We start from the raw sequence: 15447 nt of genomic DNA on the forward strand, positions 1-15447 counted from the left end.
GGCCACCCGTACCCCCAGGGCGCCCCCCGGTGAGATCGCGGGCGGAAAGGACTACACGGAAATGCACAAGGTTCTAGTCATCGGTTGCGGTGGCTCGGGCGCCAAGACACTGGCGTACATGATGGATCAGATCCGGGCCGACCTCGCCGTGCACGGCATCGGGGAGATACCCGAGTGCTGGCAGTTCCTGAGCGTGGACACGCCCCTGCAGGAGGAGGCTGCGGACACCGTGGGGACGGTGACGCAGCAGGGCGGAGCGTACGTGGCCTGCGGCGTCGCCTCCGGTGCGTACTCCGTGGTTGACCAGGCGCTCACCGGTCGGGTGCAGCAGAACAGCACGGCCGGGTTGCGCCACCTGGCGACCTGGATGCCGCGCCACCCCAGGGAAGTGGCATTTCCGGTAACTGTCGGCGCCGGGCAGTTCCGTGGCATCGGCCGCCTGCTTGTGCTCACTAAGCTGGATGACATCTCGCGGGCGGTTCAGGCGTCCTTGGCCCGTATGGCCAACCCCCTCGCCCAGGAGCAGGCTGAGCGCGTCTGCGCCGTGGTGCCGGGGGCCGGTGACCCGCCTAAGGCGGATGCCGTGCCGATGGTGCTTGTGGTCTCCTCGATGGCCGGAGGGTCTGGGGCCTCAATGGCGCTGGACGTGTGCCGTCTGGTTGCCGGAGTCCAGTCGACCCCGCCGATTGACCCGCAGCTGATCTCGGTGTTCCTGTACACCGCCGAGGCCTTCGGGTCGGTTCCGCCTGACAAGCGCACCGGGATGCCCGGCAACACCCTGGCCATGCTCGGGGAGATCGTCGCCGCCCAGGCGGGGGCGGAGGGGCGGGCCGCCCGCCTTGACGAGGAGCTGTACGCCTGCTTCGGGATTACCAATCGCGCGGGCCGCGCCTTCAAGCGGGTAACCCCCATCGGAATCAAGGCCGGCGGTACGGGGGCGGTGTTCGGAGACGGGTCGGCGGAGGACGTCTTCCGTGGCATGGGACGCGGGTTGGCGCGCTACATCGCCTCCCCGGCCTTCAATGACTACGTCTCCTATGACATTGCGAACGGTGTCAGCGTCTCCGACAAGGAGTACGTCAGCTGGGGGGTGGACGCTACCGACACGGCCTGGAGCTCCTTCGGCTATGCCTCTCTGAGCACGGGGCGGGACCGCTACGCCGAGTACGCCGCGCAGCGGATCGCCAGGCGGTGCGTGGACCACGTGCTGGACGGATTCCGGCGCCCGGGCGTGAACATCGGCGACACACAGGCGCTCACCGACCTGTGGAGCACCAACCGGGCGCTGGAGCTGGAGCGGATCGGGCTGCCGACGACGTCGGGCACGAACGTAGTCGGCGTCTCGGGCGCGGCGGACCAGGAGGCACTGCTGTGGCTCGCATCCGCACAGGCCAGCAGGGTGGTCAACAATGACACGATCGTGGCGCGGATGCGGGACGTCGTGGACGGCCTGTTCGCCCGGCAGATCGCGCTCGGCGACGGGGTCACGGCCGCGGCGCTGCAGAACGCGCTGAGCGACTGGCTGCGGGGCCAGGCCCCGGCGGTCACCGCGCAGCTTGAGACGATTGCGCGCGACATGGCCCGGGCCCGCGCGGAGGAGATCGCCGGCAGACTCACCGACACGATTAGGCTCAACATCTCCGAGTACGGCATCCCCTACGCCCTGACGGTACTGGACCGGCTGCGGCGGCCGGGCGGCGAGCTGCCGGGCCTGGCGGAGCGCCTTGCGGGCGCGGTGACGCAACGCCCGAACCAGCCGCTGGCCCTGCCCCGGGAGCTGTCCCAGCAGCTGGCGACCATGGGCCACAAGGGAACCCTGTCGTCGCAGGCGCAGCAGGAGATCATGAACCAGCTGCGCACTCAGCTGGTCAAGCGGCTCGCACAGTGGGTGGGCTGCACCACGGCGGTGGACCTCGCGCCCGCGCTGCGGGATATGGCTGATTCAGTGGTGGCTCCGTTGGCGAACGCGCTCAACGATGCCCGGCGGGTGCTGGAGTCCGCACGCAATGACCGCCACAACGCCGTCGGTGTCGCTGACGTGGCTACGGACCTGTACGCCGCCTGGCCCGAGGAGGCTCCCCCCGGGGAGGGACAGGTGGCCGCGGTGCCTGCCAGATTCGCCACGGCGCACAACGAGGTCGTGCTCATGGACGTGCGCGACTACCCCGCATACTTCTCCGAGCATGTGCGCGATGCCGCCCCGGATGACAGTGATAACCCCTATACGTCGGTGGTCAGGGCCGTGGTTACCGGACGCTGGGCGCAGGGAGCCGGCGACCCCGCCCCGGACGATCTCCTGAGCGTGTCCGGCTGGGTGCCCCGGGGCCTGCAAATCGCGGCTCAGGGGGAGGTGCCCAACCCGGCGCGTGCCACGGTTCGGCTGCAGCCGTCGGTGCTGCTCAATCGGGCGCGGGCCTTCGTGGCCCGTCGTGGCGAGGCCTTCGAGCAGTTCACCTCCCAGTCCCTGCGCGGCTATCTCAACGACGACTCGGTAGGGGAGCACGAGCGCGCCGAGCGCTCTGCCGCCGTCCTGACGGGCCTGAAGCGGACGCTGGAGATGGCGCGCCCGCTGGTGGAGATCGATCCGCAGGTCTACGCCCGGCTGCACGACGGGCAGGCCCCCCAGCTGTCCTTCACCTTCTCCGCGATTCCCTTCAGCAATCACCGGGTCGCCGATGAGTTCCTCGACTACCTCCGGCACAACACGTCCTTCGCCACGGACCTGGTGGTGGACAACGTGCGTAATCGCCTCGCAGACGACGACGTGGCGCGCGTGGACGTCTTCGGCTCCTACCCGCGCACACTGCCGGTGGCCTACTCGGGACTGCTGAAGTCCGTGGCGGACAGGTGGGACACCGTATCCGGATCGGACGGCGGCCGTAGCGCCTTCTGGCAGTTCCGGCGGGCGCGCCCGCTGCCCGGGGGCCTGCCGATGGGTGATGATGAGCGCCGTGCCATCATCCGTGGCTGGTGGGCCGCCACCCTCGCCGGAGGGATCGACCGGGAGCCGTGGCGCTCCGCCACCGACAACCACCCGGTGCGCGTATGGGACCGCGCCGAGGGCGAATGGGTCGCCTTCCCCGCACCCATGCTGACTCCGCCCTCCCGGATGATCGCCCCGAACGCCTGGCTGCCCGCGGTCCTGGAGGCCACCTTGCTCGCGTACCTGCGGATAGGCCGGGAAGGCCTGGAGGTGTTCCGGCCCTGGAGCGTGCTGCGCCGCTGGGCCGACGACGGCGCCAACCAGCACCAGGAGGCCTTCGGCAGGGACACCCCCGTGCAGAGCATGCTTGCCGAATTACTCGGCCGGGGGGCCGTTGACGACCTCACCCCGGGAGTGGACCTGGCGGATGCGCGCAACGCCGAGGAGCGCAGGGAGCGCTTGCTGGCGTACTGCGATGCGATCTTGGCGGATCTTGATCAGAACTACCTTCCCGGGCAGGGCAAGGCAGACGCGCCGGGGCACTGGACCAACTACCACCGCCGCGAGCTGGTGGCGACTACGCCCCTGAGCGTGGACCTGGCGCGGGAGATGAGCGAGGAGCTGATGGCGGTTCGCGATGACCTGGCGCGGGTGGATCCGGCTGGATTCGCCCCTGGCGCGGCAGCCGAGACGGGCGGGCTGGAGTACTGAGCATGGCCATCTCATCTGTTGCGGACCAGGCGCCCGGCAAGGCGGTAACCATCTACATCGCTCCCCGGAGCCAGCGCCCAGTGCTGGCGGCATTGACGGACCTGTCTGCCGCCGGGTTGCTGTCTCCCTTCCACTGGATCGAGTCTGGGCCCGATCCGTCAGCGGATCCCGCCCAGCAGGACCCGCTGACGCTCGCGGTCAACCAGGGCCAGGTGTCCGCGCTGCGCTTCTCGCGCGCGGTGAATCGCCATGCGGTTGAAGTCGTGCGGCTGATCGTCGTGGTGCCCGTCGGGCACGAGGCGCGTGATGCTCTTTCAGCCCTCGCGGAGCTTCACTTCCAGGGGCTGGGCATACCCGGGCAGGCCCGGCGTGAATGCGTGCGCGTCCTGGTGCCCTGGTCGGACGCGCCCATCCCCGGGGAGCTCGGGCACCAGGGCTGGCACAACGTAATGCTTTCTCCCGAGGTATCGGCCGACCCGGCCTTTACCGTGTCCGGCTGGTGGCTGACGCCGGAGGCGATTCCCGGTTGCGCCGCGGTTGGGCTCGCCGTGCAGGGTGGCATCACCGGCACGGTGAGCGCGGCGCCCGAGGACGACCAGCGCCCATCCACGTCCGACTACGTGAAGATCACCCGCACCTTTGTGCGGGTTGCCGATGCGCGCGCGGTCGAAGACGCGCTGCGGTCCCAGGTGACGTCCATAGCCGCGCACTATCCGCAGCCGATCCGCTCCGACACCGGTGTGCCGGTCGCGGGCTTCCCCGATCCCGGGGAGCGCGTGGTGCAGGCGGCCGCAGACTGGGAGCGGCGCCACGGCAAGCACCTGCGCCGCCCGCCCGCCCGGTTGGCGGATGCGTCGCCGCCGCGCTCCATGGGAGCGTGGAAGCTCCTGAAGATGTTCTTCGCCTTCCTGCTCAAGGCGCTTGCGGGCGCCCCCGGGGACTGGCTGCGCAAGCAGATCGCCGGGATCAAGGCCGGCATCGCCGGGTCGGTTTCGGCGGCCGTGTTCGGGCCCGACTCACCCGTCCGCGTCGTCGTCGGCGGGGTGGATGCCTCCGGACAGCCCGCCAGCTGGCAGGAGCTGTCCCGCCTGGCGGCGCAGGCGAGCGCCTCCATCCCCGAGGAGTTCCCGCGGGCACCACAGCCGGCGGCACGGGACTTCGGCGGGCTGTGGCAGGACCTGATCAGCGGCTCGCGCGCGCTGCTGGACGGGTCCGGGTGCGAGGAGCTGCGGCTCACGGCATACGAGGGATACGTGCCCGAGCGTGACTTGGTGGCGCCCTCGGGTGAGGACGAGGGCAGCCTGCGCCTGCCGCAGGCCATCGACCCCCTGCCCGCCGACACCGTGCTACACGCCTGGGACGAGCTGGAGACGCAGCGTGTTCGCCGGGTGCTGCAGAAGGCGGCTGCGGAAAACGGTCCGCGCGCCGCAACCGCCCAGGAGTACCTGCGGCGGATTGAGAGCTGGCACACCCGGAACAGCAGGCGCTTCGTACCGCTGATCGGCCGGGCGATCGCCCGGCACTGGGAGGCGGCCAGGGCCGATATCCGGGACACGCAGGCCAGGCTCGATGAGCTTCGGGCGCAGGACTTCGGGCAGGAGATCGAGCACGAGCAGAGGTCCCTGGCGAAGATTCTTCGTCTCCTGCTGCTGGTGCTGGGGATTGCCGTCGGGGTGCCACTGGTGCTGACCGTCCTGGGCCGGATGAGCTGGTTCGCGCTGGGTATCACGGTCGGCGGCGCGCTGTTGATCTGGCTGCTGGCATCGGTGTGGATCTTCGCTGTGCGGCAGAGAGAGGTGTTCCGCCTGATCTTCCTCACCGAGTCGCGAAGCGCGCAGCTGCCGGAGCTGGAGGCCAATCTGCGCATGGCGATCGAGGACCTGTCGGCGATCGGCGAGGCCTACGCGCAATTCAACCGGTGGGCGGCGATCATCACCGAGTTCCTCGCTGATCCGCTCGGCGAGCAGCAGGCGACCGCCCCTACCCACGATTCCCGCGGAGTCCCGCCGGAGCCGCTCCAGCACGTCACGGTCGAGGTCGACCAGCGGCACGCGGCGGACGTGGCTGCTGAGCTGCGCCGACAGGTATTCACTGTTGGCTGGCTGTCCGAGGCCTGGGACGCATTCGAGGCGGCAGTCGCCGATGACCTGACCCCGGAGCAGCGCAGTGCCTACAACGCCGGGCACTTGAACCTGCTCAACGAACCGGGGCATGCGGGATCCGCGCTGGCCAACTGGGAGCAGGGCGTCCTACACGCCGGAGTGCGCTCCAGCGCGGGCCTGGACAAGTGGCGCACCTGCCTGGGACTGCTCGCGGACTCCACGGGTCCGCGGCTTGACCTGGCCGTCATCACCTCCGACGGCGAGCGCCGCGCAGTAGCGGCATACCGGGAGGACCTGTCCACGCCCGCCTCCCGGCCAGTGATTTCACAGGTGCTGAGCCCGGCGGCGCACGCCACCGGGCGGGCACTGACCAGTCTGGCCAACCACTGGTTCACCGAGTCCACCAGGGGGCTGAGCCAGACCATGGTGCTGGCCGCATCCACGGATCCGATCCCCTCAGGGGAGTTCGTCTTCCCGCAGGCAGCCGACTCCGGGAACAGCTTCCGGCTGGACGAGCCCGTCTATGACAGGGCGGACAGGAGCGCCGCAACTGGCCGGACAGCCGCGGCTGCCCACGCAGATTTTGCCGCGGCGGACTCCGGCGGCCCGGATGACGCCCCGCCTGCTATCCCGCAGCCCCCGTTCGGTCCGCTCGAGTACTGACGCGTCGCGTACCGGTCAGTCGGAGGCGAAGCGATCTTCCACGCCATCCCTTCCCGCAACACAGCAAGTCCCCATTCCCGAATTCCCGCAATAAGGATTAACAATGTCGCTCAACTTCCGTGAATTCACCGAGGCAATGACGCAGTGGATCGGCTGTGAAACCGGAGCGCAGGCCAAGGAGGTGCTACGCCCGTCGATGTGGAGGCGGCTGATGCTGACCGGCCGCGAGGTGGGCGGCGCCACGGTGTTTGATCCGGAAGTCATCACCGAGGAACTGCTCGAGGGACGTGATGACCTGTACGAGTCCGTAGCGGTTCCGGTAGCCGAGATGCTCAACAGCACCTTCGGACCGGCAACAGGCGCTTCCGCCCCGGCGCAGGCACCGGTGGGTGGTGCGAATGAAAATGCGGATGATGCGGTCACCGAGGACGCGGCCCGCCCACCATCGGTGCCGGAGCCGAGCTACCAGGCGGGGGAGGGCGAGCCCGCGGGCTCACCCGGCCAGCCCGTGGACGAGTCCGCGGGTGAGTCGGTGGGTGGTCCGTTGGAGCCGACGGCGGCCCAGCCCGCCGTCGGCGCCGCGGCGGAACCCGAGCTGGACGTCGCCTTTCCCGACTACACCTATGAGCGCATGGACCTGGATGCTGCGGACCAGGGAGGTGCGCACATCCCGGTGTCATGGCAGCGCGTGGGCGGTGGCCTGCGCTACACCTGGCCGGATCCCGGTGAGGGGGAGACCTACCGCGTGGTCGTCTCGGACACCGCCATGCCCTATAGCCCCGATGACTTCCAGGAAGTCGCGGTTACTACCGGCACCACTGCGCGTGACGACTCCCCGGCTACGACGGCAGTCCGGTTCGTGACCGTATGGGGCTATGAGGCCGGCGCTGAGGCCGGCGTGCTGGGGCAGCCTAGGCGCGTGGCCAGTGGGGTGGTCATCCACGACCTGGCGGACTGGACGGTGGAGTTCGATGCGGAGGCGCGCGCCGTCGTTGGTACTTGGGTGCCGCCCAAAGCCCCGCCCGGTGCCTCGCTGACCGTGCTCACGGCCCGCCTGCCCCAGGACGAGCCGCCGGGACCGCACCTGCGCAGCTCGTCGTGGATGAGCTTCGCACTGCCTAACAACGGCCAGGGGTTTCAGGACGCGCAGATCGTGGGCGGCGTCCCCTACACCTATGTGGCTGCCGTAGAGGTCGTCGTCGAGGGCCAGACCTATACCTCAAGACCGATTCCTCGGCGGATCGTTCCGGAAATCACGGTAGAGGCGATTGAGGACTTGCAGGCGGTGCAGGTGCCCGACGCTGACGGCACGGGGCTGACGCTGTCGCTGACCTGGACGCAGCACCCGCTGGCCAAAACCGAGATCTACCGAACCCGGGAACCGGTCTCGGCGCAGGCGAGCGCGTTGGAAGTCATTCCCCTGAGCCAGCTGGCTACGGCGGGCCTGCCCGAGGAGGCGCGGCTGAATACTCGCCTGGCCGCCATCAGCGACAGCGATGCCCCCACGCACAAGCGCTACCAGCTTGACTTGGTGCGCTGGCCGGAGGGCGACCAGTGGGACGCGCTGTACCTCACCCCGGTTACGCTGCACTCCGATGGGCAGGCCACTATCGGCAAGCCCATCGTGTGCAAGCGCGCGGGCAAGATCCACAACGCGGTGCTCACCCGGCGTCTTACCTGGGACCTGGTGACTTTCACCTGGCCGGGGGATGCCGCCTCGGTGCAGATTCGGTTCACCGCCCCCGGCGAGGCCTTCGACCCCGCTGCGGCGCCGCTGCTCGATGTCAGCCACGACGACTACCGGGCAGCCGGCGGGTGCGTGCTGAGCGAGGGGATGCTGCCGGCATCCGGGGGGACTATTCACCTGAACTCTCTGACCTACTTGTCGGGCCAGCAGATCACCTCGCTGCCGGTGACCGTAGAGGTGCCCTCGCAATGGGTGTACAAGTACAGCCTGCATTGGCCGGGGGAAGGGCGCATCGCGAGCGGGCTGCTGCGCCGGGCTGCGGTGGCCTTCGGACAGACGCTGGTGGAGCTGCAGATCGCCCCGGTGCACGGCGTGCGGGCACAGCCGGACGCGGTCGGCGTCGTCCTGGTGCACAATACCGATCACTTGCCGCTTAATCCGGCGGACGGCACTAAGGTGAAGTTCTTCCTGGAGCGCCCCACCAAGGATGGGGGGCAGCAGGCCCACAGCTCAGTGCTCATTCCACCGGATGGGTCCATCATGTCCTTGTGGTTCGATCACGCAACGCGGCAACCCGGGTACTTCAGGCTGCTGGTCGACTCCCCGGCCGCCGCCTCCGTACGGGCGGACGAAGAGGCTTCCCCCCGCTCGCTTGAGCACTACGCGCTGATTGACCCTGAGCTAGCGAATCTGCGCAAGGAGCGGTGAGCGGATGTCGCCTCGAAGTCAGGACACAGGTTCCCGCCCCTACCGGGCAGACGCGCTGCCGCCGTCTATCCCGCCTGGCGCGAGCGCGGCGCCGACGTCCTCCCAGCTGCTCTACACGAATGTCGACCGCGTAGTCGACGGCCGGACGTTCTCTGGCTGGCAGATCATGGCTGCATCCGGGGACCTGGATGAGGAGGAGGCGCAGTCGCTCAGCCGCCTGATCGAGCCGGTGCTCTCCCCGGCCCGGTCGCTGCCGTCCTTCCCTACAGCGGAGGAGATCGCGGGCGCCGAGCGCCGGCTCGCGCAGGTACCAGTGGGGCGTGACACTGTCTTCATCCATACTGCCCCCGCCGGGCTCGACACTACTGGCAGGCCGAACAGCTTCACCCACCTGCTGCGGGTACGGGAAGAGGCTGCTCCCGCGCTGACCGCGCCCGATCTGTGGCGTTCAGACTGGTGGGTTGCTCCTTTCGGCGCCGAGAACGTCCGCGCGGCCCAGCTGCCCGATCCCGGTTCCCTGTCCCGGGGCGGCCTGGATGACGACGCCGTCGCCGACTTCATCGCCGCCGGCGACAGAGGGCCGGTCCTGGCCGCCATAGCCGATGCCCTTGAGCCCATGCTCGGGCCGGTGCCGCCACAAACGCGGCGGCTAGTGGCGGTGGCCTGCGACTCCACCGATGAAGCGGCGCTGTGGGCTGCTGCCCTGGCCCGCACCTGCGCCGGCGCGACTTTTCGCCGTCTGGGCGTGTCGACCCTGGAGCGCATTGCGGGTGTCGGCGACGCCGAGGGGCTGGCGCAGCAGGGTATTGGGCTGGCCTTCGTGCCGCGCAGCGATGTGCTCGGCGGGAGCCTCAGCCGGTCCAACGTAGTGGTGATCGACCCGGCGCAGGCGCACCAGCCGCCGCCGACCGGCGCCTGGGGGCGGCTGGTACGGGCCGGCGCGAATGACCTGGGGGCATGGGTTGCTGCCACCGAGGCGCTGCGTGACGTCCTGTCAGTGCTCTCGGATCACCGGGATATCAGCCCGGCGTGGCCACTGGCGATGGCGGAGGCCTGCGAGCCGAACCTGCTCTCGGCCACGCCGGATACTGACTTCGTCTCGCTGGTGGAACGAGAACTGGTTGCCTGCCAGCCCCGCGCGCTGGCGACCAGCGCGTACCTGACTGCCATTGTCAATGACCGGGTGCTGGGATCGAAGCAGGATGATCCCGAGTCCTGGTATGACAAGCTCTCGGCGGTTCCAGCAGGCTCGCCGGTCGACGGCGTCGCGGGCGGACTGGTCAGGAAGTACCTGGATACCGCCTCCCGGAACCCGCGCTGGCTGGCCGCTGAACGGCCCGGCCGCGAGGACGCCACGCAGCTGCTCCGGGACTGGAGCGCGATTCCGGCGAATCAGGCGCTAGTGGCGGCCGCGTTCACCACCGCATACACGACCGCGGCCGAGCAACGGCGTCCCGCCAGCCCGGCCGCAGGCGCGCAGGCGGTGGACTCACTGGTACGAGACGGCCTCACCCTGCCCGAGTCCACGGCACCCGCTCTGCTGGGGGCGGCGGCGGGCGCACTGCTCAACGAGTCCGATCCCGGCCACACCGCGATGCTGTCCCTGGACCTGTGCGCGGATACGCGCAGGCAGCTGGCGATACTGGTGGATGACCTGCTGCGCGACCGGCACGCCTACGGCACCGCGCGAACGCTGCCGGCCGCGCCACCGGCGGCGTTGGCATGGCTGGTCCCCGGCCTAGAGCTGGGGACTCTGCGACAGGTCCGCCTGGAGACGGCGCTGGCGAGACTGCAAGCCGAGCCGGACAGGAGCAACGCCGTCGGCCTGGCACAGGCGCTGCAGGGGCTGCCCGGCGGTCCGCAGCTGCCCGAGTACGCACTCAACACACTCGCCGAGCACCTCACGGCGGGACAGGCACTGGCTCTTCCCGAGTCCCTCCCCGGGTGGTGGCGGATTGCCGGGCCCTGCCTAATGCGGAATCCCGGTGAGCCCGCCGCCGTGGAGTTCGCGCGCAGGCACCTCGGTTCTATCGGTCTTTCCGAGCACCGCCTGGGGGCAGGGCCGGTCAGATGCGCATCATGGCAGCAGGCGGTTAGCACCGCAGTGGTCTTTCACTCGACTCCGCTCATGAGCGCCCCGCCCACCGAGGTGGCGAATATGGCCGTGAACGTCCTGAAAGGGATAGCGCAGATCCGCAGCGGCCGACCCGGAGTCGACATTCCGCGCCTGCCGATTACGGAGGCCACGAACAAGGCGCTGGCGGCACTGGTCATTGCCATGTGGGCCGGGGTATCCGTCCCGCAGCTCCCGCACGGAGTGAACTGGTCCAGGTCCTTGCAGACGCTGGCCGAGTGGGTGGAGCAGAATCCCTACAGCCTGTCGCCGCAGCCGCCTTACGCGCTGGGGAACACCGCACGCCGCCTGGCGGCAAAGCTGTTCCTGCGGGAGCGGGAGGGGCGTGTGCATGAGGACCTGCGTGCATGGAGCGACGCGGTGCTAGATGAATTCGACTTCGTGCAGGAGCGCTCGGCACCCGAGCTGACGGATCGCGACGACGTCGCACTGGCGGCCGTGCGCGCCTGGGTTGGAATGCTCGATGAGAACAGGCGGCAGCAGGCCATCCGCAAACTGGGACAAGCGCTGTACGACGCCCCGGGTGCGGAGCGTTGGCTCGCGAAGAACGTGTTCGGGGAGTCGAGCCGCTTCAACATTCGATCCAAGCTCTTTGGCAACCGCTGAACGGCGGAATGCGGAATTACGAAAGGAAGCCTCGTGTCAGACATCCTGGACCACGGTCAGTGGGAAGAGCTCGCGCTGGCGGTCAAGGGCGCAGTCGAGCTGAACCTCGTATCACGCTCCGTGCCCGCCCAGATTGAGGTCGTCGGCACAACCCGGGCCCCGAAGTACCTCGGGGCGGCACGCGGAGCCGTGGCCTTCCCCGCACAGGCGGTTGCGGAGGACGCGCCCACCACAGTGCGTGTCATGACCGCCTCGGGTGATCCCTTCCCGGGGGACTACACGGTGGACCTCGCCATCGGCGTCGTCGGCGGACAGTCCTACCTGTTGCGCTCCGTGCCGGTTTCAGGACGGTCCGTCGTGGCGGTGCTTTCGGTGACGCGAGCTGGCAGCACCATCACGGTTCGACCGGGCGAGGGTGGCACGGTCACCCTCGGCCTGGGGGGATGGTGCGCCCGGCGCTGGGAGGAGCAGGGGCACAGGCTCCATCCGAGCGTCACCTCCCTGGTGATCGATACATCCGCCTCGATGCAGCAGTACCAGGACCGGGTGGATGCCCTGCTACGGTTCCTCGACGACCTGTACGGGACCGTCGGAGTTCCGGCGCCGACGGTGCGTCGGGTCTCGGTAGGGGGCGCGGAGAGCCACGGCGTCGGGCAGGTGGCCGCTCCGGACGACGACGCCGGCGCGCGGGTGGCGGTAGTCACCGACCTGCCTCCTGAGCCGGCACGCTCCGACGTGCTCCTGGCTGGGCCGACGGAGGTACTCAGCGTGCTCCCCGCCCCGGAAGCCCTCGCGCTGGATGGTGCGGCGTGGGCGGAGCTGATGCGTGAGGACCTCGGTTTCGGGCCGCGCACGCTGGAGCTTCTTGCACCTTTGCTCACTTGGCTGTCGACACCCGCTGGACACCACGGAAACGGAGAAAACGTATGAGTACCTGTCCTTACTGCTACTCCGCCATTCCCGGCGGAGAGATCACCGTGCGGTGCACGGGGCAGTGCCAGCCCGTCCCGGATCCGCAGGGCACCGCTCTGGCCGGATACGAAACCAGAACTACTCCCTTCTACCGCATCGTTCAAAATGAGGACGAGCCGGTGCGTACCACAGTCCCGTGCCGGCGGTGCGGGCAGCCGTGCCAGCAGCGGATCTGCAATGTATGCCACCGGGATCTGCCGCCGGGATGGGAGGATGCGCGGGTATTCACCATGACGCTGGTCGGGGCGCGGGGCTCGGGCAAGTCCGTCTACATCGCGGTGGCCGTGGACCTGCTCAGGCGCTACGCGCAGTCCCGGGGATGCACCATGACCCCCACCACGACCGGCACCTACGAGGTGTACTCGCAGCGGTACTACAAGCCCTTGTTCAAGGAGAACGTGGTCATGGAGGGCACACCTCCCATCGCGGGTGGTGGCGCATACCAGCAGGACCCCCTGATCTGGGAGTTTCGCGGTAATGACATTGAGCGCTTCTACATCGTGATGCGCGACGTGGCCGGTGAGGACATCGAGAAGGTTGTAGGCAAGCCGCTTCACTTCAGCTTCATGGACCGGGCCGACTTGGTGGTGTTCCTCTTCGACCCGCTCATGCTGGACTCCGTTAGGCAGGTGCTGGCGGGAATCATCCCGGAGATCGACCGCAACCGGCTGGGGGACATGCCTGGGGAGGTGCTGCCGAAGGTGCTGCTGCAGCTGTCCTCCGGCTCGGCCCGACTTGCGCTGACGATCTCCAAGTTCGACTCACTGCACAAGATGACCGACGCGGACAGCGCCCTGACACCGCTGCTGGCAAACCCGGCCGCCCACTTCAACCGGGATGACACGATGCTGCGCGCGCGGCAGGACATCGATAGCGCGATGACTGCCTTTGAGAATGATGTGGTCTTCCTAGACGCGGAGGTCCGCTCCCTGTTCAATCGCATTGGCGATGACTCGGTGACGCTCTCCGCCGACTCGGCACAGCAAAACGGTGCCCTCGCCGAGGTACGGCACTTCGCGGTGTCGGCGGTTGGCGAGAGCCCGCAGCACGCGGATCAACTGACCGAGCGCGGGATCTCCCCGTTCCGGGTCCTTGACCCGATTCTCTGGGGGCTTCACCGTGTGGGACTGAGGTTCTGACCGCGGCCGAAAGGAGTCCTCAGCGTGTCCAATCCCCCGACCAACCCGACCCCGCCCGATTACGAGCCCTATCCGCAGCGGGCTACGACGCCCGTCTTCGGCGTGCCCACCGAGCCTGAGCCGCCGTCGGCGACGCAGATATTGCCTGCGGCAGTCTTCGGGTCCAGTCCGGAGGCTGCACAAGAACCGGCGCCTACGGCTGCCTGGCCGGTTGCGCCGCAATACCGGTCGGCGCCGCCACGGCTGCCGCGGCCCCCGCAGCGCAGACGCACGGCGGCGTTGCCCCTGGGCAGCGTCCTGGTTGTCCTCGCCAGCGCGCTACTGGGTGGCGGTATCTACTGGTTGCTGGTCTCCGTCGACGTGTTCTCAGCGTTTCTGGGCAGCGATTCGTTCGTCAATACGTCGGCGCTGGCGGCCTTCGGCGCGGGCGGGGTGCTGGCCTTCGTCGCCTTCATAGTGGCGGTGGTCGCCGTGGTCCGTGCCCGTCCCAAGACGGCTGCGACGCTCCTGCTCCTGGCTTCAATCGCCCTACCGACGGCGGCAACGGTCGGTGGCGCCTATTACGGGGCCGAGGCACTCAAGGAGCGTACGGCCGCCCAGGCCCAGACCTACGCGGCCTCGGTTGACGCGGCGCAAGTCGACGCCGTTATCGCGCGGGTGGAGGCGCTGGGGGTGGAAGTCCCCGGTAAGCAGGAGATCCTTGGCATCCTGCGGGCCGCCAAGGGCGAGTAGCGGTTGTCACGTGGGCCGGGCGCTCAGCGCCGAGGCGGAAAATAGGTTGCGCAGGGCGTTGTTCTCTGAAATGAGAAGATGCCATTATTAATGCATGGCTACGATCACTCGCGAAGGCGTCCAGGTACACACCGTCGGCAACCTCCCCGCCGTAGGCACTAAGGCTCCCGACTTCGAGCTGGTGGGCGCGGACCTAGGGCCGGTCACGTCAGCGCAACTCGCCGGCCGCCGTGTCGTGCTGAACATCTTCCCGTCGGTGGACACCGGCATCTGCGCCATGTCGGTGCGCCAGTTCAATCAGCTTGCGGCCGGCCTGGATAACACCACCGTGGTGTGCGTTTCCGCGGACCTGCCCTATGCGGCCGCGCGCTTCTGCGGTGCCGAGGGCCTGGACCGGGTCGTGACGGGCTCCACCTTCCGCTCCAGCTTCGGCGAGGACTACGGCGTTGTGCTGGTGGACGGCCCCACGGCCGGACTGATGTCCCGTGCCATCGTGGTGCTCGACACCGATGGCACCGTCCTGTACACCGAGCAGGTGCCGGAGATCCGCCAGGAGCCCGACTATGACGCCGCTATCGCTGCGCTCGCATAGCCCGGCCTGCGGTACGCGTCCGCGGGGCGGGTTAAGGCGCCGACTCTCGCGTCGGGACCAGGGCTGACCATTAGGGCCTCTGCGTGCTTGAGGGTGCGGGGCCGGGACCCGGCGCTGGGGCAAGGCCCGGACTGCGGTGTGGTGTGGGGGTCGCGTTCGGGTAGTCGTACTCGGGTTGATGAGGACGTTCTGGGCTGATGTGAACATCTTCTGCACGGTGGGCGCCGACGTCGGGGACGGAACTGCTCGTGCGCCCCGCGTGACGGTTCGGCACTTCGCATGACGGTTCGGCACTTCGCATGACGGTTCGGCACTTCGCATGACGGTTCGGCACTTCGCATGACGGTTCGTACCTTTGCGCCGACGCTTCGTACTTTCCGGTGACGCTACGTACCCCTACGGTACTGTGCTGTCTCCACACTTCTGGGACGGTTGAGTCTCATGACTTCTGGGACGGTTGAGTCTCATGGGTTTTGGG

At 68.7% G+C, this 15447-nt stretch carries 8 protein-coding genes; all 8 read left to right on the forward strand.

Annotated features, from left to right (window positions below; translation table 11 throughout):
- Nucleotides 1-61: 61 nt before the first annotated feature.
- The 8 genes from GZ997_RS04940 (at nucleotide 62) to tpx (ending at nucleotide 14969) form a co-directional block, all read left to right on the forward strand.
- Nucleotides 62-3634, forward strand: coding sequence for a tubulin-like doman-containing protein (locus tag GZ997_RS04940; RefSeq protein ID WP_162679083.1), 3573 nt, complete (start codon nucleotides 62-64; stop codon nucleotides 3632-3634).
- Nucleotides 3635-3636: 2 nt separating this feature from the next.
- Entirely contained in the window at nucleotides 3637-6399 is a 2763-nt protein-coding gene (locus GZ997_RS04945) for a hypothetical protein (RefSeq protein WP_161924771.1), read from the forward strand.
- Nucleotides 6400-6502: 103 nt separating this feature from the next.
- Entirely contained in the window at nucleotides 6503-8794 is a 2292-nt protein-coding gene (locus tag GZ997_RS04950) for a hypothetical protein (RefSeq protein ID WP_162679084.1), read from the forward strand.
- A 4-nt stretch (nucleotides 8795-8798) separates the two neighbouring features.
- A complete protein-coding gene (locus GZ997_RS04955; protein ID WP_162679085.1) occupies nucleotides 8799-11534 on the forward strand; it encodes a hypothetical protein in 2736 nt (911 codons plus the stop codon).
- 33 nt (nucleotides 11535-11567) lie between these two features.
- On the forward strand, nucleotides 11568-12464 hold the full coding sequence (locus tag GZ997_RS04960; protein ID WP_161924765.1) for a hypothetical protein: 897 nt from the start codon (nucleotides 11568-11570) through the stop codon (nucleotides 12462-12464).
- A complete protein-coding gene (locus tag GZ997_RS04965) occupies nucleotides 12461-13645 on the forward strand; it encodes a hypothetical protein (protein WP_162679086.1) in 1185 nt (394 codons plus the stop codon). The genes GZ997_RS04960 and GZ997_RS04965 overlap by 4 nt, the downstream gene beginning before the upstream one ends.
- A 24-nt stretch (nucleotides 13646-13669) precedes the next feature.
- Nucleotides 13670-14377, forward strand: a complete 708-nt coding sequence (locus GZ997_RS04970) for a hypothetical protein (protein ID WP_162679087.1) — start codon at nucleotides 13670-13672, stop codon at nucleotides 14375-14377.
- A gap of 94 nt (nucleotides 14378-14471) precedes the next feature.
- Nucleotides 14472-14969, forward strand: coding sequence for a thiol peroxidase (tpx, locus tag GZ997_RS04975; protein WP_161924762.1), 498 nt, complete (start codon nucleotides 14472-14474; stop codon nucleotides 14967-14969).
- Nucleotides 14970-15447 lie beyond the last annotated feature (478 nt).

Origin of the sequence: Actinomyces sp. 565 (assembly GCF_010365615.1) — a bacterium.
Classification (GTDB): domain Bacteria; phylum Actinomycetota; class Actinomycetes; order Actinomycetales; family Actinomycetaceae; genus Actinomyces.